At 70.1% G+C, this 21,957-nt stretch carries 25 protein-coding genes and 1 pseudogene; 14 read left to right on the forward strand and 12 right to left on the reverse strand.

Annotated features, from left to right (window positions below):
• Window positions 1-28: 28 nt before the first annotated feature.
• Window positions 29-235: a peptidase inhibitor family I36 protein gene (locus ACWY4P_RS46890; protein WP_456206911.1), complete on the forward strand. Its 207-nt coding sequence runs from the start codon at window positions 29-31 to the stop codon at window positions 233-235.
• Here the strand turns inward: ACWY4P_RS46890 and ACWY4P_RS46895 are convergent.
• Entirely contained in the window at window positions 206-742 is a 537-nt protein-coding gene (locus ACWY4P_RS46895) for a hypothetical protein (protein ID WP_456206912.1), read from the reverse strand. The genes ACWY4P_RS46890 and ACWY4P_RS46895 overlap by 30 nt on opposite strands.
• A 101-nt stretch (window positions 743-843) precedes the next feature.
• Here ACWY4P_RS46895 and ACWY4P_RS46900 point away from each other — a divergent pair, with 101 nt between their 5' ends.
• Window positions 844-1,080, forward strand: coding sequence for a hypothetical protein (locus tag ACWY4P_RS46900; RefSeq protein WP_456206913.1), 237 nt, complete (start codon window positions 844-846; stop codon window positions 1,078-1,080).
• Between the two features lie 199 nt (window positions 1,081-1,279).
• Here the strand turns inward: ACWY4P_RS46900 and ACWY4P_RS46905 are convergent, their stop codons facing one another.
• Together ACWY4P_RS46905 and ACWY4P_RS46910 are read right to left on the reverse strand one after the other, a co-directional pair.
• Window positions 1,280-1,762 (reverse strand): nitroreductase family deazaflavin-dependent oxidoreductase, encoded by a 483-nt coding sequence (locus tag ACWY4P_RS46905; RefSeq protein ID WP_456206914.1) that lies wholly within the window; start codon window positions 1,760-1,762, stop codon window positions 1,280-1,282.
• Window positions 1,763-1,971: 209 nt separating this feature from the next.
• Window positions 1,972-2,298: a hypothetical protein gene (locus tag ACWY4P_RS46910; RefSeq protein WP_456206915.1), complete on the reverse strand. Its 327-nt coding sequence runs from the start codon at window positions 2,296-2,298 to the stop codon at window positions 1,972-1,974.
• Between the two features lie 87 nt (window positions 2,299-2,385).
• On the opposite strand from ACWY4P_RS46910, the gene ACWY4P_RS46915 reads away from it, so the two are divergent.
• On the forward strand, window positions 2,386-3,081 hold the full coding sequence (locus ACWY4P_RS46915) for a helix-turn-helix domain-containing protein (protein ID WP_456206916.1): 696 nt from the start codon (window positions 2,386-2,388) through the stop codon (window positions 3,079-3,081).
• On the opposite strand, the gene ACWY4P_RS46920 is transcribed toward ACWY4P_RS46915, so the two are convergent.
• From ACWY4P_RS46920 to ACWY4P_RS46945, 6 genes are all read right to left on the reverse strand, one after another.
• Complete coding sequence (locus tag ACWY4P_RS46920) at window positions 3,056-3,322, reverse strand: integrase core domain-containing protein (protein ID WP_456206917.1); 267 nt, start codon at window positions 3,320-3,322, stop codon at window positions 3,056-3,058. The genes ACWY4P_RS46915 and ACWY4P_RS46920 overlap by 26 nt on opposite strands.
• 711 nt (window positions 3,323-4,033) lie before the next feature.
• Window positions 4,034-4,186, reverse strand: coding sequence for a hypothetical protein (locus ACWY4P_RS46925; RefSeq protein WP_456206918.1), 153 nt, complete (start codon window positions 4,184-4,186; stop codon window positions 4,034-4,036).
• A 191-nt stretch (window positions 4,187-4,377) separates the two neighbouring features.
• Window positions 4,378-4,788 (reverse strand): RbsD/FucU family protein, encoded by a 411-nt coding sequence (locus ACWY4P_RS46930; protein WP_456206919.1) that lies wholly within the window; start codon window positions 4,786-4,788, stop codon window positions 4,378-4,380.
• A 42-nt stretch (window positions 4,789-4,830) separates the two neighbouring features.
• Window positions 4,831-7,638 (reverse strand): hypothetical protein, encoded by a 2,808-nt coding sequence (locus ACWY4P_RS46935; protein WP_456206920.1) that lies wholly within the window; start codon window positions 7,636-7,638, stop codon window positions 4,831-4,833.
• Between the two features lie 58 nt (window positions 7,639-7,696).
• Window positions 7,697-9,268, reverse strand: coding sequence for a purine-cytosine permease family protein (locus tag ACWY4P_RS46940; RefSeq protein ID WP_456206921.1), 1,572 nt, complete (start codon window positions 9,266-9,268; stop codon window positions 7,697-7,699).
• Window positions 9,269-9,489: 221 nt separating this feature from the next.
• On the reverse strand, window positions 9,490-10,269 hold the full coding sequence (locus tag ACWY4P_RS46945) for a PfkB family carbohydrate kinase (RefSeq protein ID WP_456206922.1): 780 nt from the start codon (window positions 10,267-10,269) through the stop codon (window positions 9,490-9,492).
• 176 nt (window positions 10,270-10,445) lie between these two features.
• Here ACWY4P_RS46945 and ACWY4P_RS46950 point away from each other — a divergent pair, with 176 nt between their 5' ends.
• Both ACWY4P_RS46950 and ACWY4P_RS46955 read left to right on the forward strand, forming a co-directional pair.
• Window positions 10,446-11,417 carry a LacI family DNA-binding transcriptional regulator gene (locus tag ACWY4P_RS46950; protein ID WP_456206924.1) on the forward strand — a complete coding sequence of 324 codons (972 nt, stop codon included), beginning with the start codon at window positions 10,446-10,448 and terminating at the stop codon, window positions 11,415-11,417.
• 215 nt (window positions 11,418-11,632) lie between these two features.
• A complete protein-coding gene (locus ACWY4P_RS46955; RefSeq protein WP_456206925.1) occupies window positions 11,633-12,292 on the forward strand; it encodes an IS3 family transposase in 660 nt (219 codons plus the stop codon).
• Window positions 12,293-12,339: 47 nt separating this feature from the next.
• On the opposite strand, the pseudogene ACWY4P_RS46960 reads toward ACWY4P_RS46955, so the two are convergent.
• The 3 genes and pseudogenes from ACWY4P_RS46960 to ACWY4P_RS46970 all read right to left on the reverse strand — a co-directional run.
• Window positions 12,340-12,480: pseudogene (locus ACWY4P_RS46960) on the reverse strand (integrase core domain-containing protein); the annotation flags it as partial.
• Window positions 12,481-12,533: 53 nt separating this feature from the next.
• Window positions 12,534-13,310, reverse strand: coding sequence for an AfsR/SARP family transcriptional regulator (locus ACWY4P_RS46965; protein WP_456206926.1), 777 nt, complete (start codon window positions 13,308-13,310; stop codon window positions 12,534-12,536).
• A gap of 154 nt (window positions 13,311-13,464) precedes the next feature.
• On the reverse strand, window positions 13,465-13,662 hold the full coding sequence (locus ACWY4P_RS46970) for a hypothetical protein (RefSeq protein ID WP_456206927.1): 198 nt from the start codon (window positions 13,660-13,662) through the stop codon (window positions 13,465-13,467).
• Window positions 13,663-13,844: 182 nt separating this feature from the next.
• Between ACWY4P_RS46970 and ACWY4P_RS46975 the strand changes: the two genes are divergently transcribed.
• Genes ACWY4P_RS46975 through ACWY4P_RS47015 form a run of 9 tightly spaced genes read left to right on the forward strand, consistent with a single transcriptional unit; the run spans window position 13,845 to window position 21,957 of the window.
• On the forward strand, window positions 13,845-14,423 hold the full coding sequence (locus ACWY4P_RS46975) for a DUF4255 domain-containing protein (RefSeq protein WP_456206928.1): 579 nt from the start codon (window positions 13,845-13,847) through the stop codon (window positions 14,421-14,423).
• The gene (locus ACWY4P_RS46980; protein WP_456206929.1) at window positions 14,420-15,145 is read left to right on the forward strand and encodes a carboxypeptidase-like regulatory domain-containing protein; all 726 of its coding nucleotides are present in this window, start codon (window positions 14,420-14,422) and stop codon (window positions 15,143-15,145) included. Before ACWY4P_RS46975 ends, ACWY4P_RS46980 begins: the two co-directional genes overlap by 4 nt.
• Before the next feature lie 10 nt (window positions 15,146-15,155).
• Window positions 15,156-17,420 (forward strand): phage tail sheath family protein, encoded by a 2,265-nt coding sequence (locus tag ACWY4P_RS46985; protein ID WP_456206930.1) that lies wholly within the window; start codon window positions 15,156-15,158, stop codon window positions 17,418-17,420.
• 20 nt (window positions 17,421-17,440) lie between these two features.
• Window positions 17,441-17,896: a phage tail protein gene (locus ACWY4P_RS46990; RefSeq protein WP_456206931.1), complete on the forward strand. Its 456-nt coding sequence runs from the start codon at window positions 17,441-17,443 to the stop codon at window positions 17,894-17,896.
• Window position 17,897: 1 nt separating this feature from the next.
• The gene (locus ACWY4P_RS46995) at window positions 17,898-19,391 is read left to right on the forward strand and encodes a phage tail sheath family protein (protein WP_456206932.1); all 1,494 of its coding nucleotides are present in this window, start codon (window positions 17,898-17,900) and stop codon (window positions 19,389-19,391) included.
• The gene (locus ACWY4P_RS47000) at window positions 19,388-19,906 is read left to right on the forward strand and encodes a phage tail protein (RefSeq protein WP_456206933.1); all 519 of its coding nucleotides are present in this window, start codon (window positions 19,388-19,390) and stop codon (window positions 19,904-19,906) included. The genes ACWY4P_RS46995 and ACWY4P_RS47000 overlap by 4 nt, the downstream gene beginning before the upstream one ends.
• Window positions 19,903-20,097 (forward strand): putative phage tail protein, encoded by a 195-nt coding sequence (locus ACWY4P_RS47005; RefSeq protein ID WP_456206934.1) that lies wholly within the window; start codon window positions 19,903-19,905, stop codon window positions 20,095-20,097. Before ACWY4P_RS47000 ends, ACWY4P_RS47005 begins: the two co-directional genes overlap by 4 nt.
• On the forward strand, window positions 20,094-20,765 hold the full coding sequence (locus tag ACWY4P_RS47010) for a CIS tube protein (RefSeq protein ID WP_355851624.1): 672 nt from the start codon (window positions 20,094-20,096) through the stop codon (window positions 20,763-20,765). The genes ACWY4P_RS47005 and ACWY4P_RS47010 overlap by 4 nt, the downstream gene beginning before the upstream one ends.
• A gap of 10 nt (window positions 20,766-20,775) precedes the next feature.
• Window positions 20,776-21,957: a phage late control D family protein gene (locus tag ACWY4P_RS47015; protein WP_456206935.1), complete on the forward strand. Its 1,182-nt coding sequence runs from the start codon at window positions 20,776-20,778 to the stop codon at window positions 21,955-21,957.

Raw genomic sequence — 21,957 nt, forward strand, 5'->3', positions numbered from 1 at the left:
GTGGGTGAAGCGGGCCGTCGATGGCAGCGTGAAGGACCTGCCCTCCGCCATCCGCGATCGCGGCAGCTCGGTGCGTAACAACTCCGATCGCACCGCACGCGTCTACGAGAAGCGCAACTTCGCCGGCCGGTGGGTGTGCGTTACCAAGAGCGGCGGTTCGATCCACGACCTGCGCGGCTACAACCTCAACGATCAGACCCGCTCGCTACGCATCAACCGCAACGACTGCGGCTGAAGCGACGAACCACCACCAGTGCTCCTCCGGCATGCTCCGCGGGATCGCGTCGGCTGGCAGTGGCGCCACTCTGGTCGCGACGTCGCGCATCTCCTCGTCCGTCGCCTCCGCCCAGTCGGTCGCGACCAGCGCCGTCGGCGGCAGGCCGGCGTCCCGCAGCAGGATCTCGACCACGCTGCGGGCGAAGCACGCGTTGTACCAGCCGGTGGACGTCTCGCTCTCGAGGGCGAAGTCGAGCTCGGCGAGGTACACGGCGAAGTCACCGCCATGACCGTCGAGTACCTCACGGACGTGGTCGTAGAACGCCGTGAGCCGCTGCCCGGCCCACTCCGCCGACGGGTCCTGCCGGCGCAGCAACCACAGCGCCAGCACGGTGGCCAGCGCATCGCCCAGCGTCGCGGCCCGCGCCCGGTCGCTCCCGTGCGCCTCAGCGAGAACACCGATGGCCCGGTCGAACCCGGCGAAGTAGCCGTCGGCGTCGGAGCGGGGGAAGTCGTATCGCACCACGGTCCACGGTTCCCGTTCAGTGCTTCAGGAAGGCCCCGAAGGTCGCCATCACGACGCGGCTGTCGGCACGTGCGTAGATCATGACGGTGAGCGTAACGGGCTTGCCCGCGTCGTCCGTCGCCTTCCACCCGAAGACCGGGCAACTGGACCTGCATCCGGACCCACCCGCCTACGCCACCCAGCTCCGGCTGATCACCGCGTGGATCATCACCATGGCGACCACGCGATCGGCACCGACGCGGTGCGCACCGTCCGGGTCCGGCCCGCCGACGCCGCGCCCGCGCCCCGTACGGCTCGGCCCGAACCGTCGGCAGTGGCCGGACCCGAGGCGCCAGTGAAGACGAGGGAGACGGCGTCCCCGGGCTATCGGGAGACGTTGGCCGCGCACCAGGCCGTCGCGCCAGCCCGGCGAGTCGACCCGGCCATCGCTGAGGCGCTCGAGCGGCAGAACCGGGCGATGCGCGAGCAGGGCCGGCGCCGGGCTCCTATCCCCAGCCGCGCGGCGCCTTGCCGGGCCGAGCGAGTGGGGTCCGAAGCTCAGTTCCTCGTCGGCGCCGGGGCCTTCGCCGGCCCGGCCAGGTGCTCGGGTTCGAGTACGAAGACGGGGATCACGCGGTGGGTCTTCTCCTGGTATTCGGCGTACGGCGGATACGCGGCCACCGCGCGCTGCCACCACTGGGCCTTCTCGTCCCCGGTGAGCTCACGGGCCATCATGCCCTGGCGTTTGGGGCCGTCTTGGAGATCCACCTGCGGGTCGGCCTTGAGGTTGAAGTACCAGACCGGGTGGCGCGGGAAGCCGGCCTTCGAGGCCACCGCCGCGTACCGCCCCTCGTGCTCCACGCGCATCAGCGGAATCTTGCGGATCCTGCCGCTCTTCGCGCCGCGCATCGTGACAATGACGACCGGCAGGCCCGTGTCCCAGAGCGTTGTGCCCTGTGTGCCACCCGAACTCTCATACAGCTCGACCTGTTCGCGCACCCACTGCGCCGGACTCGGCTCGTACTCGCCCTCAAGAGGCATCGCATTCACCCCATTGTCGTGTACGGATTATGTCGGGACAGTCCAACACAAGCCTCGCGCGAAGGGGAGACCGCCGTTCCCGCTCTGTCGACAACTTCAAGTGAGACGGCAAGGTTCCGCCTGTCGCACCCGGCTTTGTGTCTCCGCAGGTCAGGGCATCCCCCGGCAGCAAGGTCGAATGAGACAGGACAGTTGCGGTCGGTGTCTGGTCAGATGCCGGAGGCGGCGAGGTGGAGCTGGCAGGCGCAGTCGAGTGCTTCTGCGGGGGTGCCCGTGGGGCCGCCCGTGGGCAGCAGGGAGTCCTCGTAGCGGTCGCTGTCGGCGTAGTAGAGGGCGAAGCCCCACCTGCCGACGGCGCCGGTGTAGCGCAGCCGCATCAGCTTGACCTGTTCGCTGTCGGCCAGTTCCGCCTCCACATAGGCGAAGGCGCCGCGGTGGCGGACGTGCAACTGCTCCAGCTGTGGCCAGGCGGTGCGGGCGTGCTCGCCGAGGCGCCCTTCCAGCGAGAGCCGGGTGTGTTCCGAAGGCGTGGGCATGGCGTCCATCCTGCCCGAGGGGCCGGTCGGCGGGTACGGCAGGCTCTGGCCTGTCGTGATCCACTTCTCCCGATCGGCCTGCCTGCCTTGCCCGTTGCCACCGCCCGCCCGATAGCCCTGCGCGCCGCCGGGCGCGAGCGGCTGAAGAAGATGGCCTACGGTCACAAAACCGAGTACCGGTTACGCACGCGCGCGCAGGTGGTGCTGCATGCCGCACGGGGACGCTCCAACGCGCGCATCGCCCGGGAAACGGGCCTGCACCTGGGCACGGTCCGCTACTGGCGGGGCAGGTTCGCCGAGCGCGGTCTCGGCGGGCTGAGGGACCGCGAAAGGTCCGGACGGCCGCCGTCGTTCACCGCGCTGCAGGCAGCCCAGGTCAAGACCCTGGCCTGTCGGCTGCCGGCCGAGACCGGGGTGCCGCTGTCGCGCTGGTCGTGCCCGGAGCCGGCCCGCGAGGTCGTCGCCCGGGCGATCGCCGGCTCGGTCTCCGCCTCCACCGTGCGCCGCTGGCTGGCCGACGACGCGCTCAAACCCTGGCAGCAGCGCTCCTGGATCTTCATCACCGACCCCGACTTCCGGATCAGGGCCGAGCGGGTGCTCGGCTTGTACGCCCGCACCTGGCAGGGCGTCCCGCTCGGCGAGGACGAGTACGTCATCAGCGCAGACGAGAAGACTTCCATCCAGGCCCGCTGCCGCTGCCACCCCACCCTTGCCCCCGGCCAGGCCCGCGCGATGCGCGTCAACCACACTTACGTCGTCAGTCGGCTGTCCGGTACTCGTTGATGAGGGGTATGACGTTCGGGTCGTCGCTGGGCGCGAGTTGGTCTCGGCCTTGGTGGGGCCGATGGCTGATGAAGTGGCCTGCGTAGTCGCGGAGGATCTTTTCGGCGTGGCTGCGGCCGAACAACAAGAGCCGGTCGGTGCACTCCTGTCGAGCTGAGCGGATGAAGCGTTCCGCGTGGGGGTTGCAGTTGGGGCTGCGCGGAGGGATCTTGGCCACCGTGATGTCCTCGCCGGCGAACACGGCGTCGAAGGCGGCAGTGAGACCGTGGCGGGGCTGGCCTTGTGCCCGAGGCGCCGCATTTCGCCGTGCACGCGCCGAAAGCCCCATCGAGAGTTCTCGGCGCCAAGAGGGATGATCAGGCCGCTGATCTCCTCTGGCAGGGGAGGGCGCCCCGGAGGCGGTGGCTGTGCCCCTTTTCTGCTTCACCAAGCGTCGGTGCCAGGCCAGCAGGGTGCGTGGTGAGACGATTCGATGTTGGCGAAGTGCGTGGGGGAGTAGCCGGGCCAGGGCGGCAAGCAGCGCCCGGTCCGGCCGGCCAGGCTTGGGCGTGGTGACCTGTCGGCGCAGAACTGTGAGCTCGTGCCGCAAGATCGGTATTTCCGCGTTCTTGGCCGCAGAGGAGCGGGACAGCAGGACCAGCCATGCGAAGATCCGTGTGGCGATCAGGTAGACAACTCGTACCAGCACAAGGATTGATCATGCTGGACGGACGGGCGCGTCATGGCGTTTCCCTCGGTCAGGCAGGTGAAGCCATTCTGAAGCGCTACGAGGCAAGGACGCCGAACTGCTGGCGCTTCGGCTGGGTCCCCTGACCCTACGAAGGGCTGGAACAACCCGAACAGGAAAGTAGAGCAGCACTGAAGCGGAGCGGCAGCCACCGCGAGCCTCCGACTCTACTCAGGAGTGCATTTCCGTGTCAGGATCCTAATTTCCGGCGCCTGTGAGTTGTTGTCAGCCGAACCAGGTGGCCTGGAGCACCACGATGCGCTCGCCGCGTACATCGGTCAGATAAGTGAGCATGAGCTGACCCTGGGCCTCGGTGCGCAGCCCGGGGCTGGAGCCGGTATACGAGGCGCCTTCGAGGAAAACCATGGACTCCCGCACGGCGATCTCCTGTGCCAGCTGCTCAGCGTGGGCACGTGCTTCGGGCGGCAGGTCATCGAGAAGATCAGCAGCCCACCAGTTTCGCCAGGTCGGCCGAATCGGGCGACAGAGTCCCGCAGGTCCGGGAAGCCTTCGGGTGGAGCGCTGCCGCAGCACCTCGACAGCGGAGGGCGACGGCTCGGCGTCAGGCATCAACGCTCCGGGGAGAACTCCGGCAGCACGCCCTTGGTGAGCAGGAAGCACCCGTATGGTCTGTCCTCGCCCGTGATGACCACCGCAAACGCGGAGCGGGCACGCGCATAGAACGCGTGGCGTTCGACCGTCTCCACCGCGAGAGGGCGGCCCGATGCCTCCTCCGCGGCGGCGACGAAGTCCGTCTGTACCGGTGGCTCGGCGGCGGCGTCGCCGACGACCTCCATCCTCGCGATGGGCTCGGCGACGAACGTGTCGAGCGGCAGCAGTCCCAGCACCGCCCGGCCGGCCGAGACGACGTCGGTGCCATCCAGCCGAATCACACGGTCGTTCACGGAGTGCGCGGGGAAGTTCCTGTCGACGAGCGCGATCGTGTCTCCATGCCCCATCCGCGCGAGCGCGTACAGCAAGTCCGGGGTCAGGAGCGGGTCGAGTCCTTTGAGCAAGGTGGATCAGCCTTCCGTGATCGAGGATGAGCGGGGGCCGGAGTCGCGGGGGCCGGGGTCGAAACCGTCCGGGGGCGCACCGAGCTCCGGAGTCGCGAGCGCGTGGCTCAGCAGCGGGGGCGCGAGCAGTCCGCACGGCTCGGGCTCGGCGCGGAGCCCGGTCCCGGCGTAGTAGCGGTTGGCCGCCGACGGCGCGACCCGGATGCGGAGTTCGTTCCCCTCGGGCCGCAGGGCGTCAGCGGGGATCGTGACGCGGTACGGCGCCCAGGCGCGCGCCCCCACACGCACGCCGTTCACGGACACGATCACAGCTCCGGCGACAGCCGGGAGCGTCAGCTTCAGGGGGACCGGCGCGGCGAGCTCGATCTGCCGCACATAGTCGGCGGTGCCCGCGAACGCCGGAAGGCCCTGGCGCTCCCAGCCGTACGTCACCGCGATGTCGCGGCGGGTGCCCGCCTCCTCGTACGCGTCCTCGGCGACCTCGAGCAGCCAGCCGGACTCGAGCGCCTCCGGCGCCGACCATTCCGGCGTGCCGTGACCGGCCGCGGCCTCGGAGTCTTCCGTGGCGTCCGCCCAGCCTGAAGCCGGTTCTGCGCCCCTGCACACACGCAACATGCGCAATGCGTTCTGCTCCAGCCGCAGCACGACCGGGCCCTCGGCTGCTTCGAGGGTGCGCACGGTGCCGTCGGCGGCCTCCCACTCCTCGATATGCCAGGGCCCGTCGGGCAGCAGGAGCTCCACCGTGCCCTCGGTCTCGGCGAAGCACGCGAAGCGGAAGCCGTCGGCCGCGTCCGGGCCGCCGCGCCAGCGCACCGCCGAGCCCGCGGGGACGCGCAGTGTCGGCTCGGTCTGCCCACGCTGCGCGGCGAGCCCGCGCAGGACCGCCTCCTCAGGGACCGTAGCGAACACCTCCACGGCTGGGGCGAGGCCTGCCCAGTCCTCGAGGGCGGTCTGTGGGCCCTCCTGGTAGACAGCGGGCGTCGCACCGCTCGCGAGCACCCGTACCCCCGATTCGGCCAGGCTGCGAAGCCGGCGCAGCGATGCGGCCGAGCGCAGCGTTGTCACGGCGGGAAGCACGAGCGCCCGGTACCGGTGGTCCCCGAAGCACACCGCGCCCTCCTCCACAGCGGCGGCGTCGAGATCGCGTTCGTCCACGAGGTGGAAGCCCACCCGGGCCTCGTTGAGCGCGCGGGCCCACTCGCCCATCGCCGACGCCTGCTCGCCGAGCTGACCCGCGGTCCACACCGTACGCAACGGGTACAGGACCGCCACGTCGCTCTGCGGTGACACCGGCTCGAGGAATTCGCTCAGTCGCGCGCTCTCGAGCGCGAACCGCAGGTGATGATCGGCGAACCACGGCTCGAAATTGATGCCCGGGGGGAAGTCGAAGCGCGGATTCCGCAGCGACTCGTGATCGTCTCCATGGCCGTGGGTCTGATAGAAGCCGTGGAAGATCATCTGCCGCATGCCCTGCAGATGGTGGTTGATCGCCGTTGTGCGCAGCTCCTGGAGGGTCAGCCCCCAGTGGCCGGACCACGGGGTCCCGCCTTCGGGCGGGGTGAGGAAGTACTGCTCGACCATCGTCCCGCCGCGGCCGTGGTGGCGGGCGACCGAGTCGCCGAACACGGGGCTGAGCTGCACCAGGGCGTCCTGCGCATCCACCGCGGTGAGGTCGCGGTAACCGTCCACGCCGAAGTGGTCGAGTCCGAAGTTCACGCGCAGGTCCCAGTTCGTGAACGCGGTGTCGAGCGCCCAGCCGCCGACGTGCCCGAGGACTTCATGGCCGGACTGACGCAGGCCGTGGGCGTGGCTCCAGGTGCGCAGCTTGCCGAGGAACGTCTCCATCGCGTAGCCGCTGAAGTGCTCGTAGAACTGGGCGCGAAGGCTCAGCCGCTCCGGCTCGTCCCCGTCGAGTACGGCGGCGAGCACTTGGGGGGTCCGCCCGCCCCAGCGCTCCCGGATCGAGACGGCCAGGCTCTCGTGGAACGGCATCGCCGACCGCAGGTCTCCTGTGCGCTCCGTCCAGTCGTAGTACACGGCGTGCGGCTGGTCGAAGAACATGTAGGCGACGGTGGAGCCGAAGAAGTCGCCCAGGGCGTCGGCGAAGGGCTGGTAGCCGGCCTCGATGAAGCGATCGACCGCGACCGGGTCGACGGGGTTCACGAGCCGGGAGGTCGCGCAGCGGGCGGAGACGAACACGATCGCCTCCGCGCCGTCGGGCACGGGGTCGACGAGGCGGACACGACACCTGTCGGCGGTGCCGTCCACGCGGTCGACGAGCTCGGGCCGCTCGGCGGCCGCGCCCTGCTCCCCTTCCACGACGAGCGCGTACTCGATCCGCCAGTCGGCCCAGGCGACGACGCCGCCCTCGTAGTGCCAGTCCATCGCGGCGGGGCCGAGGTTCTCCGTCGCCGAGCGGATCCCACTGAGCGAGCCCTCGCTCGCGCCCGCGGGGACCCGCACCCAGAACAGGTGCCGTTCGCGCAGTTCGTCGTGCCCGGTCACGGCCCGGCCCGCCGCGTGACCGGTCTGCCAGTTGTAGTCGTCATAAATGCCGACGATCATGCCGAACTCGGCGGCCGTCTCGACGGCTGCACGGCACGCGGCGAGGTAGTCGTCGTCCAGGTAACCCTCGATCGGGTACGACAGCCGCGCCTGCACCTGGAAGCTCCGGATCCCGGCGCCGTACATCTGCCGCACCTGGGCGCGGATCGTGTCCTTGTCGGGTAGCCGATGCCAGAACCAGTAGGTGGCAGGCGCATGCCACGGGTCCGGGTTCCGGAATCGCTGTAGCGCGGTCTCATGTGCGGACAAGGCGGTCAGCTCCTCGAGCGGCGGCGAGACCCGCGTGGGCCTCGCCGCCACGGGTCGGTCAGCGTTCGGTGCGGTCGGCCGCACGCCTGTCGGCCGCGTCGGGCGTCGGAACCTCGCGCCCGCCCTCCCCGCGAGCGGCGTCTCCCGCGGTCACGAGCGAGTAGTCGGGCTTCGGGTCCAGCCGCAGTCCGAACGTGAGGATCGCGTAGAGCGCGGCGCCGAGCGCCAAGGCGATGACGATGCCGAGCCCGCTCGACCCGAACACGCCGGTGCGGCCGCTCTCGGTGAGGAGGAATCCCGTGATCTCCCCGAAGTTCGGGTCGGAGCTCGTCACGAGGCCGAGACCGACGACGGTTCCGGTGATCAGACTCAGAATCGCCGTCCAGCGCCCGTCGCGGCCGCCGTAGCCACGCGGGTTCGCCATATCGGTGTTCCAGCCCATGCGGCGCTGCCGGATGAAGTCGACGATCTGGATGCCGCCCATGGTGCCCATCATCACGGCGATGAGCGACAGGAACGACTGGAACGTCGCGAGGAACGAGGTGGAGATGAACAGCAGGTAGAAGGCGCCCGCCGCGATGATGATCGCGTTGATCGCGGTCGTCACGGAGCGGCGCAGCCGTACGCCGACCGCCATGAGCGCGAGGCCGGAACTGTACATGCCGGTGATGGCGGCCGAAACGAGCGAGATGACGATCACGATGGAGAAGGGAACGAAGAACCACATCGGCAGGAGCGCGGTGAGCGCCCCGATCGGGTCGGACGCTGTGGCGGCACCGAGCTTCGAATCCCCGCCGACGAGAAGCGCGCCGACGGCGAGGAGGATGACGACCGGCAGGCTGAGCCCGGCGACCGTCCAGCTGATCACGCCGCGCGCCGGGGTATCGCGCGGGAGGTAACGGGCGAAGTCGCCGCCGTAGTTGAGGAAGCCGAGGCCGACGAGGGTCATCGCCATGATGATGCCGCCGATGAACACCAGCGGTCCGCCCGCAGGGGTGTCACCGAGGTGCGCCCACTCGATCTCAGGCACCATGAATCCGAGGAACGCGACCGTCATGATGCCGGTCACCCACGAGATCCAGACCTCGACCTTCATGATGAACTCATGGCCGAGGACGGAGACCATCATCGTCACGGCGAGCACGAGCACGAACCACAGCACGATCGTGAACGTGGCGCTCGACCCGTCCGTGTCGGCGAACACCGACGGCCACAGCTTCGCGAACAGGTTCGCACCGGTGGTCGAGGCAAGGGTGATGATCGTCACCTTCCAGCCCATATTGGACAGGTAGGCGAAGAACGCGGGGATCCTGTTGCCCTTCATGCCAAACGCGAAACGCGTCTGGGCGAGGGTCGGCAGTCCCGTGCGGGGCCCGCCGACCGCGAGGATGCCGACGAGGGCGGACGAGGCGAGGTAGCCGATGGTCCCGGCGACGATCGTCTGCCAGACGTTCAGGCCGAGGCCGAAGACGAAGATGCCGTAGCTGATGCCGAGGATCGAGATGTTCCAGGCAAACCACACAGCGAACAGGCCGCGCGGCCTCCCGCGCCGCTCGGCATCGGGAACGGGATTGACGCCGTTCGATTCGACGGTCGTGCCTCTACGACCTTGCTGAGCCTCATTGCTCACGGAAGGGCGCCTTTCGATGTATGGCGATGTGGGGAGGGGCAGGAGGTTGAAAGTTCGGGGAAGTCATGGGTTCGCGTTCGAGGAGCGCGTCGACCGCGTCCGGGGTCGACGCGGCTCCGCGTGCGACGTGCGACGTGCGACGTGCGACGTGCGACGTGCGCCGTGCGCGGTGACGTCCATCGCGGCCGCGGCGGACGCGTGTACGGCGGTGAGGCGGACCGCTAAGCGGTGGGGTGGACCGCTAATCCGCCGGTGATAGGGGCAGTGAACGCGCCGGGGAACGTGTCGTCGGCGCCGGCCTTGTCGGTCGCGTCGACACGGAATGGGGCCACATGGGTCGTGGCACCCTGTGCGAGGACGACAACGCCGCCGGAGCCGAGCGTGACGAGGCTGTCGCCGGGACCGGAACGTTCGAGGACGGCGGCGACGGTGCCGGGGGCGGCCGGGGCCGGGTCGAGGGCGAGCAGACCGGCGAGTTCACCTTCGTCGAGGATGAGCAGGGCCACGAGCGCGAGCAGCTCGGGACGGAGTGCGCGGGCGGGTGACGGGCTGAGGGGCACGCGTGCCCGGCCCGCGTAGGCTCGGAGCAGCGCCGCCACGACAAGGGCGGGCACCTCGTGGTCGGTGACGACGACGTCAGACGGCGGGCTGTCCGCGGCGAGCGCGCGGACATGCGCGGGCTTCGGGGGATCGCCGGCTCCCGGGTCGACGACGATGCGGCTGCCGCCGCAAGCGATGACCGGGACGGCGGTTCCCGTCGCGGCGTGGTCATGACCGACGATCACCGCGCCGGGGCCGACGCCCGCGGCGGCGAGGTCGGCAAGGGCGTGCTCGGCATCGCGGCCGACGGAGGCGAGCAGGGTGACGTCGGCACCGGGGCGGCGGGCGGCGAGGGCTTGGTGCGCGCCCTTGCCTCCGCCCGCCTGAAAGCGCCTGGTGGTGCGAATCTGCTCAGCGCCGCGCGGCAGGCGCGGCAGTGTGCGGCCGAGGCCGAGGTTCACCGGTCCGACGACAAGCACCCCTCCGCCGCCCCCAGGGGCGTGCGGCGGGCGGTCACGCGGTACTCTCATCGTCGGGAAAAGCATTTCCGAACCTAAGCACGCTGGCCCCGGCCGCGTCAACGGGTCGCCGAGACTGCCCTGATAGCATCCACGGGCAGGAACCAGGGGAGACCAGGATGGGCGCGCGCATCGGCTTGAAGGACGTGGCGTTGCGCGCGGGGGTGTCAGTGCCGACAGCGAGCCGTGTGCTCTCCGGTGTTCAGCGCAACGTCGATCCGGAGCTGGCGCTGCGGGTGCGGAACGCATGCGAGGAACTGGGCTACAGGGTGAACGCGGCGGCGCGGGCGCTGCGGATTCAGTCGACGGATTCGTTGGCGCTTGTCGTTCCTGCGATCGCGAACGCGTACTTCGCGGAGCTGGTGTCGGCGTATTCGCGTCGCCTGGATCTTCAGGGCAAGCGGCTGGTGACGATCGACACGGGCGAGAGCCCGGAGACCGAGCAGCGCCAGCTCGGCGCCATGGATCGTGCGCTGGTGGACGCGGTACTCGTGGTACCTGCCGCGTTCGAGCGGAGTGGCGCGGCGATCACGGAGCTCGCGCGGTCCAACCGTGTCGTGCAGGTCGACCGCCGCGCACGAGGCGTCGAAGCGCCGTCGGTACGGCTCGACAACTCGGCCGGGGTCCGCCTGCTCGTGGAACACCTGCGGGCGCGGGGCCGCCGCAGCATCCTGATGGTCGACGCCCAGGAAGACTCCTCGTCGAGCATCGAGCGCACAACCGCGTTCCGCGCGCTCGCCGGGCCGGACGACCGGGTTCTGGAAATGCCCAACTTCACAGTGGCGAGCGGCATCGACGCGGCGCGGCTCCTGCTCGCGAACCCCGGCGACACAGATGCGATCATCTGCACCGCTGACACTGTCGCGCTCGGCCTGCTGACGGCGCTTCAGCACGCCGGTAAACGCGTGCCTGCTGAGTACGCGATCACGAGTTTCGACGGTACGTACATCTCCGACACCGCCGCGCCGGGACTCACCACCCTGGGCTCGACCGCCGAGCGCATGGTCGAGGCATCCCTCGCCCTCCTCGACGGCGGCAGCGGTGATGTCGTCCTGAAACCCGAGCTCGTGGTCCGCGGTTCCAGCGGCTGACTGCGAATCCAGGGTCGCCGGCCCTTGAAGGGTGTCTTAATTGCCGTACGGTGGCTGACCTGGGGCTTTGTGATCGTCCAAGTATGGGTCACCTCGCCCAAGCCCGGCTGGCCGGGCCGTGCGCTACTCGCCACCCTGACCCGACTACTCCCCCGCGCCTTCGCGAACACCGGATCGTCTCACCGCGCACCCTGCCGGCGTGGCACCAGCGTCTGGTGAAGCAGGAGTGGACGCAGTCGCCGTCTACTGGGCGGCCGCCGCTGCCGGAGGAGATCCGCGACCTGATCATCCGGCTCGGCGCCGAGAACTCCCGATGGGGCTTCCGACGCGTGCACAGCGAACTGCGCCGTCTCGGGCACAAGGTCAGCCCCGCCACCGTCCGTCGGGTACTGCGTGCTGCCGGTCTCGGTCCCGCGCCGCGCCGCCAGCCGGCGCGCGGTGAGTGGGCTGCCTTCCTCAAGGCCCAGGCCAACGGCCTGCTCGCCACCGATCTCTTCCATGTAGACACCGTGGCACTGCAGCGGCTCTACGCACTGTTCGTCATGGAGGTGCGTACCCGCACCGTCCATATCCTCGAGGTCACCGCCCATCCCACCGCCGTCTGGGCCGCCCAGCAGGCCCGGCAGTTCCTGTGGCAACTCGGCGACCGCGCCGCAGAATTCACTCACCTCATCCGCGACCGGGACGCGAACCACCGCCCCCACCAAGGCCGAGACCAATTCGCGCCCAAGGACAACCCCGCGAGGGACTACGAGCGACTGATGGCCCACGCAGAAGCCCATATCCAGCGGGCGTTCATCACGCTCATGTCGCGCCACCCGGCCCGCCCTCGCCGCGAGGCCGAGGCGTTGCCGGCCACCCTCGCCGCTACCTGAAGGCCAGCATTCGGCCGTTGCCGTTTGGAACGGCGGCCATCGAGCGGCACACGGTCCGCGGGCTCGTACCGTACTCGTCCCTGCAGCTGGCGTCGTAGAATGGCGTTTTCGTGCCGCAGGACGAGAAGCTCAGCCTCCTTCGAGGTGTCCCGCCGCAGAAGCACTGTGGGGACGGAGAGAACTGACAGGCGCGGCCCAGCGCGGGCTACCGCCACGCGCTCGTCTTCGTCCGCGCCCTCTATCACGGCGTCGCTCGCTGGGCGGCGGACGATCCGACGTGCAGGGGTCGCTGGGGTGCCCCCTCAGAGTGAAGCGTCACACGGTTTCTCAGCGTCTGGGAGGGCTCCAGGCCCAGTTCGTCGAGCAGGACGCGGCGGCATTGTTCGTATTGCCGCAGTGCTGCGCCTCTGTTGCCAGCGGCGAGATGTGCGTTCACAAGTACCTGATGAGCGCTTTCCCGCAAGGGTTCCGCGCGTACGGCGGCGAGCCCGGCGGCGACGGCCTCGCCATGGCGGCCCGCCGCTGTCAGCCGTTCGGTCATCGCCTCCAGCGCATACAGCCGGAGTTCATGGTATTGCTCCTGCTCGATCAGCACCCACTCGTTCTCCGACCACTCGGGTAACAGGTCGGCCGAGAGGTCCGCCCGTGTCTGCGCGGTGAGGATGTCGTCGCACGGGCGTGACATGTCGAGCAGGCGGTGCGCGCGCGTCGCCGCCGTGTGAATGTCCACGTTGATGTGCTTGGAGACCGCCAGTTCCTGCGTGGACGCGTCGATGACCTGATGTCCCGTTCGCATCGCGCGCCACAAAGACGACCTGAGGTTGGCGTGGGCGCGGGACGCCGTGACGTCCGGCCATAGCATTCCGGCCACGTAGGTTCGGGTTCGTGGCATCTCCTGCAGGGCGAGAAACGCGAGGAGGCGTTGGGCGCTGGAAGAAAGCGGCACGCGTTTGTGATCGACCGACAGCGCGAAGCCTTTGAGCAGCCTCAACGTGATGACATGGCCTTCTGCGCTCATCGGCCCCCCGGGGCGATATTGGCTCCAGCGACCCACCCCATACCGGCAATCGGGATGCCCGGAAGCCATGTTACGAGCAAGTCATGATCGTTTGTCCGGTCTTTCGGCTAATGGACGTTATATGGCCAGGCGTCACCGGAACGTCACGGGAACGTCACCTGTCCGGCTCGACTAACTGGTCGAGCCAGGCATGCACGGCGGTGAGCACGTCGTCGACCGTGCTCACCGCGGTGGGGGGCGCCTGGTGCGCGCCGCCCGTCCGCACGATGCGTGCGCGGAAGCCGTCCGGTCTGCCGCCTTCCATCCACACCCGGAGGATCAGGACGCCCGTCCGCTCTGAGGGGATTTCCATGAAAGGAAAATATGCCTTGTTCGTGTCACCCCGGCGTTGTCGGCGCGTGTCCGGCTACGTCGTCGGCGGCCGCGAAAACGGACTGGTGACGCTCGTGTGATGCGCGAATCGCGGTCCGGCCACGCCGGGCCCGGCATCCTCTCGGAGCACGCCTTCGAGCGCGGAGCGGGGGGAGGATTCGGATGGGTGACTTCGGCGTCATCGCCGACGTCTCGACGGTCATCGTGGAGACCTTGACCCAGGCCCTGCGCGGGCTCAGCCAGGTGGAACCCCCGATCGCGGAACTCAACGACCTCTCCGAGACGGTGCAGACGCCGCCGCCGAAACTCACGGTGTTCCTGTACGAGATCGCCGAGGACCCGACGTCGCGCAACCGGCCGCCGGTGCGCTCCCAGCCACCCGACCCACCGACCACCCGCAAGCCGCCGATGGCTCTGCTGCTGCGGTACCTGGTCACCCCCTGGGGCGGTGACCAGGCGACCCAGCACCGGATGCTCGGACGGGCCATGCAGACGTTCTACGACGACGCGATCCTGGACGGCGCACAGCTGTCCGGCAGCCTGGCGGCGAGCACCGACTCGCTGCACCTCAGCCTGACCCCGCTCACCCTGGATCAGAAGTCCTGGGTCTGGTACGCGATTCAGAAGCCGTACCGGCTGTCGCTGAACTACGAGGTCCGCGTGGTCAACCTGGACTCCGCCGTCGAGACGGCGGCCCGCCCGGTGCACAGCCGGGTCATCAGCGGGGCGGCGTTGCCATGAGCCGCTTCGTACCGCTGGAACGTTCGACGCTCTACAGCCCGGCCTGGTTCATACCGTTCGACGACTACGCCCGGCGGGTGCGCAGTGCCGGGGTGACGGTCCAGCTGGACCGGTTCGACGAAGGTCACTGGCTGCCGCTGGACGACGTGGCGGTGCGCACGCCCAGCGCCGCCTTCGCCTATCCGGGGCTGGGCAGGTGCGGCGAACCGTGGGCGGCCCGGCCGCGGCGCCACCGGGCCCGCTTCGCGGCCGCCGGCTACCAGCCGCTGTACCCGGCCGACGGGCAGCCGTTCTCGGCCGGTCTGGTGGGCGTCGAGTTCCTGGCGTACCCGCATGACGACGCCCACCCGCCGGCGGTGGTGACCGAGCCGCGGCTGGTCCGGCTGCTGCCGAGCGTCTCCTTCCCCTACCCGCCGGGGCTGCGCACGGTGCACGGCGTTGTGGTCGACGCGGCCAGGGGGACGCCGATCGCCAACGTGCTGGTCGAGGCCCGGGGACAGACCAGCCGGGACCTGACGCCATGGCACGAGCGCACCCTGTCCGACGCCGCGGGCGCCTTCCGGCTGGCCCTGCGGTGGGAGGGCGAGAAGGCCGACGAGCACGCCGTCGAGGAGACATTCCGCCTGCAGGCCACCGAGCGGCCGGGCCGGTCCGGATCGCTGGTCGTGCGGCTGCCCCAGGACACCGAGCGCCGACACGTCATAGAGATCCGAGAGCAGTGAGGAGCCGTCCATGCCGGAATATCTGAGCCCCGGGGTCTACATCGAGGAGATCGATGGGGGCCCACGGCCGATCGCGGGGGTGAGTACCAGTACGGCCGGCATGGCCGGGGTCACCGTACGCGGTCCGTACACCGGCAAGCCCAAGCTGGTCACCAATTTCCTGGAGTTCCAGAACACGTTCGGCGGGTTCCTCCGCGAGCCGGACGCCCTGATCCGGGACACCTGGGCGAACGATCCGGCGGAAGGCGGCCGCTGGTGGCTGTTCCCGCTGGCGGTCAAGGGCTTCTTCGACAACGGCGGTCAGCGGCTGTACGTCAAGCGGGTCGCCGGCAGGCAGGCGAGCCCGGCCTCGGGCGTGCTGGGCCACGGCCTGGTCAGCCCGGTCGCCGGTGATGCCGCCAAGGGCGCGACCCGCCTGGAGCTCGGCCACCTGATCGGGTTCGCCGGCGTCGGGCAGCAGATCCAGATCTTCCGCGGCGACGACCAGCAGTCGATCCATACCGCCGGGGTCGCCGCCTACGACGCGACCGCCCGCCGGATCGTCCTGGACGCCGCGCTGCCCGCGGAGGTCAGGACGGCCCGCGGCGACTACGTGCAGATCGGGACGCGCAGCGCGGAACAGACCCTGGAGTTCACCGCCGTCAGCCCCGGTTCGTGGGGCGACGCGGTCCAGGTGCGGATCCAGCCGATGGCCTCGGCCGCGCTGCCGGTGCTGCCGGATCCGCAGGAGGGCGCGCTGTTCGTCACGCAGCTGGCCGCGGACGCCGCCGAGGACAGCGAGACGGTCGAGGTCGCCGCGGTGACCGGGCTCGACCCCGACGACCTGCCGTCCGACGTCTGGGTGCAGATCGGCTCCGGCCGGTTCAAGGTCCAGGTGAGCCCGCCGGCGGACGGGAAGGTCACGCTGACCCTGCCGTCCGGCGCGGCGCATGAGGCGTGGCGGCGTGGGCTGGTGGTGCGCCGCGTGCGCCGGGGCAACACCTCGCAGGGGCCGACGCTGCGGGTCGGCGGAGCGAGCCGGCTGTACGAGGGCGCCGTCGTCCAGCTCGACGACGGCACCACTCTGACCATCCGCACCGTCGAGACGATCGCCGCGGACGTCGTCACACTCGACGGGGACGTGCCCGGGACGTTGTTCGAAACCGATCGGCTGCACCTGGTCGAGGCGCAGGTCGACGCCCGGTTCGCCGACCCCTCCGGGGCCGTGGTGACGGAGACGTACCGCAACCTGCGGCTCACCGGCGACGCGCCGGCGAACCTGGTGACCACTCTGGCCGGCCGCTCGCAGCTGGTGCGGGCGACGGCTCTGGCCGCTCTGTCCTCGGACCCGACGAAGTTCCCCGTGCCCGCGGTCGGATCCTGGCTGACGCTGGCGGACGGGGACGACGCCTACGGGAGCCTGAGCGTGGCCGACTTCGTCGGCGAGGACGGCGGCAGCGGCAAGCGCACCGGGATCGCCGCGCTGGAGGACATCGACGAGGTGGCCGTCTGCGCGGTGCCGGGCGTGTGGTCCGGGACGGTCGAATCGGCCCTGGTCACCCACTGCGAGCTGCTCAGGGACCGGTTCGCGATCCTCGATCCGCAGGACGGCCTGGACATCGAGGGCATCCAGAAGTTCCGCGAGCCGTTCGACACCAAGTACGCGGCGCTCTACCACCCGTGGCTGGTCACCCGCGACCCGTCGACCAACCGCGACGTCGAGTTGCCGCCGTCGGGCCACATGGCCGGGATCTACGCGCGCGTGGACGTGGAGCGGGGGGTGCACAAGGCACCGGCCAACGCGGTCATCCGGGGCATCCGGCTGACCGACGGCATCGCCCAGGACATCACCAAGCGGCATCAGGACCTGCTCAACCCCAAGGGCATCAACGCGCTGCGGTTCTTCCCCGGGATGGGCCACCGGGTGTGGGGCGCGCGCACGCTCTCCTCGGACAGCTCGTGGAAGTACGTCAATGTCCGGCGGCTGTTCCTCTACCTGGAGGAGTCGATCGACGAGGGCACCCAGTGGGTGGTGTTCGAGCCGAACGACGAGGCGCTGTGGGCCCTGGTCCGCCAGACGGTCACGAACTTCCTCACCACGGTCTGGCGCAGCGGCGCGCTCGCCGGGACGACCGCCGACGAGGCGTTCTTCGTCGCCTGTGACCGCACCACGATGACCGAGGACGACCTCGCCAACGGTCGGCTCATCTGCGTCATCGGCGTCGCGCCGGTCTTCCCGGCGGAGTTCGTGATCTTCCGGATCCAGCAGAAGACCCGCGAGACCCAACTCGCCTGAGCACCCGAGGAGAGGCCACCATGCCGCCCGTCACCAGGGACGATCCATACGCTTCCTATAACTTCCAGATCATCGTGACCAACGTCAGCGACGACGGGGTCGCGGTGAGCGGGTCCTTCACCGAGGTGAGCGGGCTGGAGCTGGAGGTTCCGCCGATCGAGTACCGCACCGGGAGCGAGGACATCACCGTCCGCAAGATCCCCGGGCTGAAGAAGTTCACCAACCTCACCTTCAAGCGCGGCATCACCGGCCACGTCGGTTTCTGGAACTGGGTGGTCGAAGCGCTCAACGGCAAGGTACGGCGCACCTCCGGCTCCGTCGTGCTGCTGGACGAGAACCGCCAGGAGGCGATGCGCTGGAACTTCGATCGCGGCTGGCCGACCAAATACACCGGTCCGACGCTGAGCGCCACCAAGAACGAGATCGCCATGGAGACGCTCGTCCTGGCGGTCGAGAAGCTGGAGATCGACGTCTGACATGGCCGGCGAAGCGCTCCCCGGGGTATCCCTGACGTTCGCACCACGCGGCTCCGACACGGAGCCGCTGCGCACGGACGTGGCGGCGTTCCTGGGCCGGCTCCGCCGGGGCCCGGTCGGCACTCCGGTACGAGTGGAGAGCTGGAACGACGTCGTGGGCGCCTTCGGACCGCCGGACGGCGCCTTCGCCACCCCGTACGCACTGCGCGGCTTCTTCGAGAACGGCGGCCGTACCGCCTGGGTGCTCCGTGTGTCCGGGCCGGCCACCACGGCCCGGACACCGTGGACGGTCGGTCCGCTGAGCGGTTTTCCCGCCACGCGCTACCAGGTGGTCGCCACCAGCCCCGGGGTCTGGGCCAACGGCGGGCGCGTCGCCCTCCGTTACCAGGCCAGCACGGTCGCCGGACCGCCCACCGTGGGCGTACGGGTCATGATGCCCGGCGAGGCGCCGGAGACCTTCCCCGGACTGCCGCTCGCCGACGTGGCCGACCGGCTGACCGGGTCCCGCTACATCCGGCTGGTCCCGGACGGGCCGCCACCGCCACCGGGGCGGCCCGGCCCGATCTCGATGTCCTGGGACCTGACGCTCGCGGGCGGCGCCGACGCGGCGCCCACCCGCGGCGCGTACACGGACGCCGTGACCGTACAGGCCGAACTGCCGGAACCGGCGCTGGTGGCGCTGCCGGACCTCGGCGCGGACCTGTCCGGCACCACGCACACCGACGTGGTGCTCGAACTGCTGCGGAGCGTGGAGCCGTTGCACGACCGCCTCGCCGTCCTGGACGTACCGCCCCGGCTGTCCTCCGTGGACGAGGCGGTCGACTGGGTGGGCTCCCTGGCGGCCACGGGCGACAGCCGGCTGCTCGGCTGCGCCGCCGTCTACCACCCGCCGCTGCGCACCCCCGACGGGCAGGCCTTGCGGACCGTCCCGGCGTCCGGGCACGTCCTGGGCGTCATCGCCCGCCTCGACGGCGAGCGCGGGGCGCACCACACGCCCGCCAATGCCCTGATCCTGGAGGCGGTCGACCTCGCGGCCGAGTACCCCGAGCCGCAGCAGGTCCGGCTGTTCGACGCAGGTCTTGACCTGATCCGGTGCACCCGCGGGCGGGGGCTGGTGGTGTGGGGCGGGCGCACCCTGTCCGCCGACCCGCGCACCCGCTACATCGCGCACCGCCGGCTGGTGCACCTGCTGGTGCGCGCGATCCGGCGGGTGGCGAGCCCGCTGGTGTTCGACGTCAACTCACCCGAACTGCGGCTGACGTTGGTGCGGGCGCTGACCTCCGTGCTGCTGTCGGCCTTCCGGGCCGGGGCGCTCGCCGGTGGCCGGCCCGAGCAGGCGTTCCGGGTGGTGTGCGACGACACGAACAACCCGCCCGAGCAGGATCCGGGGCAGCTGGTCTGCGAGATCGAGGTCGCCCCCGCCGTCCCCATGGAGTTCATCCGGCTGCGTCTCGTACTCGGCCAGGACCGAGGCTTGGAGGTGATCGAGGCATGACCCTGGATCCGCTGCCCAAATACCGCTTCCTGGTCACGCTCGACCCCGGCGACGCCTATCTGCCGCCCGCGCAGGCGCTGCTGCTGCCACTGGCCGCGGCCGGGGCGTTCCAGGAGGTCGCCGGGCTCGGCGCGCAGCTGGAGGTGACGAGCTACCCGGAGGGCGGCCGCAACGACTCGGTCCACCAGCTGCCGCTGCGCCACTCGTGGAACCGGATCACGCTCAAGCGCGGGGTGGTGCGCGACCCGGGGCTGTGGGCCTGGTACCAGGCAGGGCTCGCCGACTCGCTGGGCGCCCGCCGCGACGGCGCGGTGATCGTGCTCGGCCCGGACGGGGTGCCCGGCGCGGCGTGGGCCTTCCACGGCGGGCTCGCCGCCAAGTGGAGCGGCCCGGACCTGCACGCGGAGCAGAACGCGATCGCCATCGAGTCGCTGGAGATCGCGCACGAGGGGCTGACGAAGGTCCTGCAGGACGCCGCGGCGAACGCCTTGTCGCGCCTGAGCCAAGGGAGGTGACCGGCGTGCCGAAGGTGACCATTCACCACCTCGAGGTCCGGTTCCAGGTGGACGGCGACGATGGTGCCGTGTTCACCCGCCTGTTCAACAAGCACATCCAGGCCTGGGCGAAGCTCTACGAGGACCAGTGCGCGCGCGCCAAGCACACCGAGGCCGAACGCAGCTTCGGCGACGGGGAGGGCCACCCGTGAGCGTGACGCCCGTGTCCTTCGCCCGCCAGGGCGCCGCCCAGGCGCGCCTGGAGATCGTCCGGCCGGTGATCGCCGACGAGCGGCAGCGGCGGATCCCGCTCCGGTTCAACCCCACCGACTACAAGCTGAGCAAGAGCAACACGTTTGCCGAGATCACCATCCCCGGCCTGGAGACACCGCCCCTCCAGTACGTCCGCGGCGGCACGGAAACGCTCACGGTCCAGGCGCTGGTGGACACCTCCGACACCCTGGAGAACGTACGGAAGGCCTACGTCAACGCGGTGCGCAACCTGCTGAGGCCCGACAGTCGCGAACACGCGCCGCCGGTCGTCCGGTTCGTCTGGGACGAGGAGGTCTTCACCGGTGTCGTGGAGAAGCTGGACGTCAACTACCAGCTGTTCCGGCCGGACGGCGTGCCGCTGCGGGCCATGCTGGACCTCTCGCTCAAGGAGTTCCGCCCGGCCGCCGTGCAGGTCGCCGAGACACCGCGCTCGTCGCCCACGGTGGAGAAGAGCTACGTGGTACGCCGCGGCGACACGCTCAGCTCCATCTCCGCCGCGCTGTACCGGCGGCCCGACGCCTGGCGGGAGCTGGCGCGCGCCAACGGCATCAGCGATCCACGAGACCTGCGACCGGGCCGGGTGCTGACCGTGCCCCGGCTGCCGTGAGGAGCGCGCGATGAGCACCCCCGTGCCCGAAGTCGCATCGCCCGACCGGTACGCGCCCGAGTTCGACGTGCGCATCGAGGGCCTGGAGATGGACCCGTCCACCAAGAACGACATCATCGACATCAAGGTGAACCGGGACATCGACGAGCTGTCCGGCTTCGACCTCACCCTGAACAATTGGGACGACGCCAACCTGCGTTTCAAGCACAGCGATTCGCCGCGCTTCCGGCTCGGCGGCCGGGTCTCGGTCCGGCTCGGCTATGCCGACAAGCTGCTCACCGTCGCCACCGGGACCATCTCCACGCTCAGTCCGAAGTTCACCGACGGCGCGTCGCCCACCGTCCAGGTCAGCGGCGTGGACGGGCTGCTGCGGCTCAAGGACCGCAAGCCCACCGAGAACGAGACCAAGATCTACCGCAATCTGCCCGACTGGCGCATCGCCGAGCAGATCGCCCAGCGCAACCACCTGCGCATCGAGGTCACCAGGGAAGGGCCCACGCACGACAGGGTGGTCCAGAAGAACCAGGACGACGCGACGTTCCTGCTGGAGCGGGCCAAGCGGCTCGACTTCGACTGCTACATCCTGCCGGACCCGAAGACCGGCGAGGACACGCTGTACTTCATCAAGCCGACCGACGGTCGCGACGGCCGCCCGATCCGGGTGTACCGGCTGGCGTACGCACCGGGGCTGAGCACCGGCCCCACCGACCAGCCCGAGGGGCTGATCCCCAACCTGATGGAGTTCACCCCGACGCTGACGGTGTCCCAGCAGGTCAGCAAGGTCACCGTGCGCGGCTGGGATCCCCGTACCAAACAGGCGATCGCGTTCACCGCGACCGCCGAGAACCTGCCGGCCGGGCAGAACACGGCCGACGGGCAGAGCGGGCCGCAGGTCGCCGAGTCCACCCTGCAGGGCCGCCAGGAGGTCATGGTCGACGCGCCGGTCGGCAGCGACCAGGAGGCCCGCGAACTGGCGATCAGCCTGTTGCGCGAGCGCGCCTACGAGTTCATCACCGCGACCGGGAAGGTGGCGGGCCTGCCCGAGCTGCGGCCCGGCGACAACCTGGAGATCTACGGCCTCGGCCGCCGCTTCTCGGGCACGTACTTCGTCAAACGGGTCGAACACACCCTCAACACCAGTGGTTTCTTCACCCAGTTCACCGCACGGCGGATCCACCAGGGGGCCCAGTGA

The sequence above is a fragment of the Streptomyces sp. LZ34 genome (assembly GCF_053890475.1).

Bases quoted from the DNA above. Each gene is read 5' to 3' on its own strand.
- ACWY4P_RS46905 (WP_456206914.1), bottom strand. From the start codon at position 1,762: ATGCCTCTTGAGGGCGAGTACGAGCCGAGTCCGGCGCAGTGGGTGCGC.
- ACWY4P_RS46910 (WP_456206915.1), bottom strand. From the start codon at position 2,298: ATGCCCACGCCTTCGGAACACACCCGGCTCTCGCTGGAAGGGCGCCTC.
- ACWY4P_RS46950 (WP_456206924.1), top strand. From the start codon at position 10,446: ATGGGCGCGCGCATCGGCTTGAAGGACGTGGCGTTGCGCGCGGGGGTG.
- ACWY4P_RS46965 (WP_456206926.1), bottom strand. From the start codon at position 13,310: ATGAGCGCAGAAGGCCATGTCATCACGTTGAGGCTGCTCAAAGGCTTC.
- ACWY4P_RS46970 (WP_456206927.1), bottom strand. From the start codon at position 13,662: ATGGAAATCCCCTCAGAGCGGACGGGCGTCCTGATCCTCCGGGTGTGG.
- ACWY4P_RS46975 (WP_456206928.1), top strand. From the start codon at position 13,845: ATGGGTGACTTCGGCGTCATCGCCGACGTCTCGACGGTCATCGTGGAG.
- ACWY4P_RS46980 (WP_456206929.1), top strand. From the start codon at position 14,420: ATGAGCCGCTTCGTACCGCTGGAACGTTCGACGCTCTACAGCCCGGCC.
- ACWY4P_RS46985 (WP_456206930.1), top strand. From the start codon at position 15,156: ATGCCGGAATATCTGAGCCCCGGGGTCTACATCGAGGAGATCGATGGG.
- ACWY4P_RS46990 (WP_456206931.1), top strand. From the start codon at position 17,441: ATGCCGCCCGTCACCAGGGACGATCCATACGCTTCCTATAACTTCCAG.
- ACWY4P_RS46995 (WP_456206932.1), top strand. From the start codon at position 17,898: ATGGCCGGCGAAGCGCTCCCCGGGGTATCCCTGACGTTCGCACCACGC.
- ACWY4P_RS47000 (WP_456206933.1), top strand. From the start codon at position 19,388: ATGACCCTGGATCCGCTGCCCAAATACCGCTTCCTGGTCACGCTCGAC.
- ACWY4P_RS47015 (WP_456206935.1), top strand. From the start codon at position 20,776: ATGAGCACCCCCGTGCCCGAAGTCGCATCGCCCGACCGGTACGCGCCC.